Here is a 5,290-nt window from a genome sequence, read left to right as displayed (position 1 = left end):
CCCTCGATTGTGAAGAGCCGGTTTACGTCTGTCCGGGCTCGGGCGTAAAGTGGGGCCGAGGCAGGTTTTCCTCGATTGCGGGTCCTTCGGGACGGCCCAGCTTGGGCGCTCATACACGTACTGCCTCCTCGACGGAGAGACACGTGTGACGAGAGGCCCGCCATGATCAGCCTGATCTGGACGCTCAGCGCCCACACCCGCTACTACCTGCGCCGCTACATGCCGACCAACCGGCTGCTCGACGCGATCCGACGCCGACGCAACTTGAAGTGGGGCATCCCCGCGATGCTCCTGGCCGTGCCCTACCTGCTGATTGCGAGCATCTGCACCAACGCCCTCGACCAGGGGGCACCAGGCTGGTTGCATCTGGTCGTGTTGTGGGCGGTGTGGAACGCGATGAAGTTCATCGTCATGGGACCGGTCAGCCTGATCCTCCTGATCCGCGCCCGGACCCAGGAAGCCATCGCCCGGCACCGCGACCGGCAGGCCACCAGCGACCGCTCGAAGTCCCAGGTGCCTATGACCGTAGGGGCGGCCCGATGAACGCCGCCACCTACACCTACGCCGCTCGCCTACCCCCGAGGCGCACGAGCGGCAGCAGACCGCTTGTCTGGCGCTTGCCCGCGACCTCGACCTTGATGTCACTCGCAGATGCAGCGATGAAGCCGGCGATCGCTCGGAGCTGACATGACTGCTCGCTGACGCTGCAACCGGCAAGTTCTCCGCCCTAGTGATCGCGCGGCTCGACCGTCTCGGGCGGACGATCCCCGTTGCCCCGCACGTCCTGGCAGACCTCGACACTACTGGTGTGTGCGTCTATGCGGTCGATCGTGGCACGTACCCCCTCACTGACCGGATGACGTTGGCAGACATCCTGACCGCCACGATCCGACCGTGCACGTGCGGCAGGCACCTCACACGCTGACCCCGAGCACGGCGTGGACTCGGCCGAATCGCGACGCCAGTCCCGGCCAGTGTGCGCTTGGTGGCTTGCTGGCTGACCCGAGTGGCCGGCATACGGGGGATCAGCGATGCTCTGACGGTCCTGGCCCGTAGACTTGGGACAACACGCGGCGTACGGCGGGAGGTGAGTGGTGGCCGGATCAGGAGAGCACTTCAAGGCGCTCGTACGAAGCCACGGAAGCGGCGACGACGAGGCGTTCTACTCAGTCGCGCTACAGGTTGCCGCTCAGGCGGCTCGGCAGGGGCACCACCATCTCGCGGCTGACCTCAAAGCCGCAGTTGACCACTCACGTGTCGAGCGGCCGAAAAAGGTCACCTCAATCGCTCAACCGCGAGGCGATCTCTCAGAACTCGTTATCGCCTCTCACCCGGCCGTTGGCTTGAAAGACTTGGTCCTGCCGGATGAGCTTGCCGCGCAGGTGCGACGTGTCCTCAGTGAGCAGCGCCAACGCAAGCAGCTCCTGGATCACGGCTTTGAGCCCGCGCATCGCCTCCTGTTCGAGGGGCCGCCTGGTACGGGCAAGACGATGACCGCGGCAGTCCTGGCTCACGAGCTCTCTCTGCCCTTGCTGACGATCAGGCTCGACAGCCTGCTGAGCAAGTTCATGGGCGAGACCGCCAGTAAGCTGCGCGTCATCTTCGATGCAGTGGGCGCCCAGCGCGGGGTGTACTTGTTCGATGAGTTCGACGCGCTCGGTGGCGACCGAGCAGGAAACGACGTCGGTGAGGCCCGACGCATCCTGAACTCCTTCCTGGTGTTCCTGGAGAACAGTTCTCCCGAGAGCATCGTCATCGCTGCCACCAACCACCGGTCGATTCTGGACAAGGCCCTGTTTCGACGTTTCGACATGGTTCTCAACTACTCACTGCCGGACGCGAAACAGGCCGCCGCCGTGATGCGCGGCAGGCTCGGGTCTCTCGCCAAGGGCGTCCGTTGGGCCGCACTGGCAGAGCACATGGCAGGGCTCTCACATGCGGACCTCGTGAGGGCTGCGGAGTCTGCCGCCAAGAGCGTCATCCTCGCTGGCGGAACACGAGTGAGTGCCGATGACATTCGACAGTCGCTTAAATCGCGGCAGGCGGCGAGCCTTGGCTGAGGGGCAGGAACACCTCAGTCACCTTCTGGTAGAAGATCGAGCGGCAGACGAGGAGTTTCGCCGACGGGGTGGACCGGACCCGAAGATCCGTCCGGTCGAAGACCGTGCCGGTCACGGCGGCGGGCGGCTGAACGAGTTGCAGTCCGCGTTCTCTAGCGGTGACGAGACCCGTGAAGAACAACTCACAGACGACGAACTACGTGCCTTGGGCACCATCATCACGTTGGAGGGCTCTGACCCCGCGTATCCGCTCAAGCTCGACACTCTCCAACAGCTCACCTCGCACCGCGATCCGCAGCGCAGGCGCCCCAAGTGGCTCCTTCTCTCGGTCCTCCCCGCGGACTCGGGTTCTGGCATCCACGAGCGAGCGACCGTCTGGGTCAGCGACGACTACCGTGCGAAGTTCCTGCAGCTCTTCGAGGACTACCTGGCGAAGGAGTCACCGAAAGGCAAACCGCGCAACAACGAACTCGTCGCGAACATCGCACGCATCCGCGCCACCATCCTGGGTGACCTTTGGCAGTCCGAGGGTCGCCCGCCAGAAGGTACGACGAGATGGTGGGAACTATGGCTACGCCCAAACGCTGACGGCCCCGATCTGCTACGGCGCTTCGCCGAAGCCTCCGGACTGACCATCTCACAGCGTCTCCTCCGGCTCGTGGACCGCGACGTCATGTGGGTCGAAGCGACGTGGGCGCAGCTTGAAGTCCTACCGTTCACCGCGGTGCCGCTGGCCGAAATCCGGCGCCCGGAATTCATCGACTCCATAGAAGACCTCACCGCCGAGGAGCAAGCCGAGTACGTCGACGACCTGGCCAAGCGACTGGAACCTGCCGACGAACTCCAGCCCGCCGTCTGCCACCTTGACACGGGCGTAGCGAGAACTCACGTCCTCATCGAGCAGTCCCTGGCACCCCAGGACCTGCACACCGTGATCGGCGTCAGCGGCTTCGATCAAGACGGACACGGCACCAAGATGGCCGGCATCGCGCTGCTGGGAGCCGCGGTCGACCGCCACCTGCTCGGATCGGACTCCGTTGTGCTGCGACACCGACTGGAGTCGGTTCGCATCCTTCCGACCAAGACCGAGAAGCCGCACGAACCCCGCGCGTACGGAGACGTCACCGCCCAAGCCGTGTCGCTGCCCGAAATCGCAGCGACACGGCGCCGGGTGTTCTGCATGCCGGTCAGCACCAGTACCGACACCCCCGGCAACCCAGGTCAGCCCACGCTGTGGTCAGCCACCGTCGACGCCCTGGCCGTCGGCGCCAACGTCGTCAGCAACGGCGACGAACTCCGGCTAATCGCGCCACCAGACAGGGAAGCAGCAAGACTACTGATCGTGTCCGCCGGAAACGTCACCGGCACCTACGTCGCCGACCACCTCGCCGAATCCGACACCTCTCCGGTTCGAGATCCCGGCCAAGCCTGGAACGCCCTCACCGTCGGCGCCTACACCGACCTCGACGCGGTCCCGACCGATCCGGCCTTCGCGGGCTGGACCCCCGTCGCGCGGAAGGGCGACCTCTCGCCCCACAGTCGCACGTCTCTGCCGTTCGGAAACAGGCCCTGGCCGATCAAGCCCGACATCGTCATGGAAGGCGGCAACGTCCTCCATGACACCGCCTCCATGTTCGAGCCGAATCACCCGGCGCTGTCCCTGCGAACCACCGGGCACACAAACGACCAGGCTCTGGCATCGGCCAACGCAACCAGCGCCGCGACCGCGCAAGCCTCCCGGCTCGCAGCGCTCGTCATGGCCACCTATCCCGAGTACTGGCCCGAGACGATCCGAGCACTCCTCGTCCACTCCGCGCAGTGGACACCCATCATGCGCGACGAAATCGATCGAGCGGGGCAGAGCGGACTTCAAGCCAAACAGATGCTGCTACGCCGATACGGCTGGGGCGTCCCGACCGAGGAACGCGTGTTGTTCTCCTCCGATCGGTCCGTAACCCTGGTCGTACAGGACGATTTCACCCCTTTTGAGGGCGATGAGTTCAAGGTCCCGTCGTTCCGGCTGCACGACCTTCCTTGGCCGCGCGAAGTACTGCAAGACCTGGGCTCCGCTTCCGTGACCCTGCGCGTCACCCTCTCCTACTTCATCGAGCCGACGGCGTCCCGACGAGGATGGCGTCAGCGGTACAAGTACGCATCACACGGACTCCGGTTCGAGCTACAAGACCCCCTTGAATCTGAGGCCCATTTCGTTCAGCGAGTGAACCGTGAAGCCCGCACCGAGGAAGCCGGCGGGCGCCCCGCAAACGGACAAGTGTCGTGGCTCGTCGGCGCCAACCAACGCCTGTACGGCTCACTGCATCAAGACATCTGGGAGACCTACGGTTCAGCACTCGCCGACACCGGAAAGATCGCCGTCTACCCCGTCGGCGGCTGGTGGAAGAACAACAAGAACCGCGAACGCGTCGACCGGAAGATCCGATACGCCCTCGTCGTATCACTCCAGACCGACGCCACCGACGTCGACCTGTACACACCAGTGGCGAACCTCCTCCACACCCCGATCGAGATTCCGATCGAGTGATGTCCGATTCGCTCCGAATCCCGCGGACAACGGATAACACCGCCGGACTCGCAGCTCAGACGTTCGTTGCGACGGCCTGTGCGCGCCGACCAGCCGGTCGAATCGTGACGCCCTCTACGGCCAGCGCGCGTCGGACAGCCTGCTGGCTGACCCCGTACCGCAACCCGACTTCCATTAGCGTGAGGCCCTCGTCGTACAGCTCGACCGCTTCGGCGAGATGGCACTCATTGAGCCCCCGCTGGCGTATCGGTACCGAGCGGCGGACAAGGTGCGCCGCCGCGGTGCGGCGATGAATGCTGAACCGCTCGCCCAACTCCACGAGTGTCGCGCCCGACTCATACGAGGCCACCAGCTCGTCCACCTGCGCCGGGCTCAGAAAGGTTTGAGTCATCCCAACTGCACGCACCATCCGCCCCCGCTCGTCCACTACAGACGGCTCCAGCGGCCCCCGGTCCCGCCGGTAGACGCCCCGCGACCTGCGAGAAGCCACGGTTTTCAAGGCCGGGCAGGGGTTCTCGAACTCTCTACGGAGGTCCACGATCAACGGCTCCTGACCGCACCGGTCGGGAGCCGTTGTCGTTCATGAAGGGGGTCCGCGGCCGTCTCGCCTGGTGAAACGCGGCCGCTAGATCGAGATGCGGACCTGGTGTGACGTACCTAACGTGGCTCATCGCAATCGAGGGTGTAG

General features: G+C 65.0%; 4 protein-coding genes. 3 read left to right on the top strand and 1 reads right to left on the bottom strand.

Annotated features, from left to right (window positions below; translation table 11 throughout):
• Positions 1–162 precede the first annotated feature (162 nt).
• The 3 genes from N866_RS16115 to N866_RS16100 all read left to right on the top strand — a co-directional run bounded on the left by N866_RS16115 (position 163) and on the right by N866_RS16100 (position 4,602).
• Complete coding sequence (locus tag N866_RS16115; RefSeq protein ID WP_034228241.1) at positions 163–543, top strand: hypothetical protein; 381 nt, start codon at positions 163–165, stop codon at positions 541–543.
• 551 nt (positions 544–1,094) lie between these two features.
• Complete coding sequence (locus tag N866_RS16105) at positions 1,095–2,060, top strand: AAA family ATPase (protein WP_034228238.1); 966 nt, start codon at positions 1,095–1,097, stop codon at positions 2,058–2,060.
• Entirely contained in the window at positions 2,011–4,602 is a 2,592-nt protein-coding gene (locus tag N866_RS16100; protein ID WP_245612630.1) for a S8 family peptidase, read from the top strand. Before N866_RS16105 ends, N866_RS16100 begins: the two co-directional genes overlap by 50 nt.
• Positions 4,603–4,657: 55 nt before the next feature.
• Here the strand turns inward: N866_RS16100 and N866_RS16095 are convergent, their stop codons facing one another.
• Positions 4,658–4,963: a helix-turn-helix domain-containing protein gene (locus N866_RS16095; RefSeq protein WP_245612629.1), complete on the bottom strand. Its 306-nt coding sequence runs from the start codon at positions 4,961–4,963 to the stop codon at positions 4,658–4,660.
• Positions 4,964–5,290 lie beyond the last annotated feature (327 nt).

This window comes from Actinotalea ferrariae CF5-4, assembly GCF_000603945.1.
GTDB lineage: Bacteria > Actinomycetota > Actinomycetes > Actinomycetales > Cellulomonadaceae > Actinotalea > Actinotalea ferrariae.
Note: the sequence above shows the minus strand (reverse complement) of the source record. Positions and strands in the feature narration are given on the sequence as shown.

Coding starts and splice junctions, on each gene's coding strand:
- N866_RS16115 (WP_034228241.1), top strand. CDS start 163: ATGATCAGCCTGATCTGGACGCTCAGCGCCCACACCCGCTACTACCTG.
- N866_RS16100 (WP_245612630.1), top strand. CDS start 2,011: ATGACATTCGACAGTCGCTTAAATCGCGGCAGGCGGCGAGCCTTGGCT.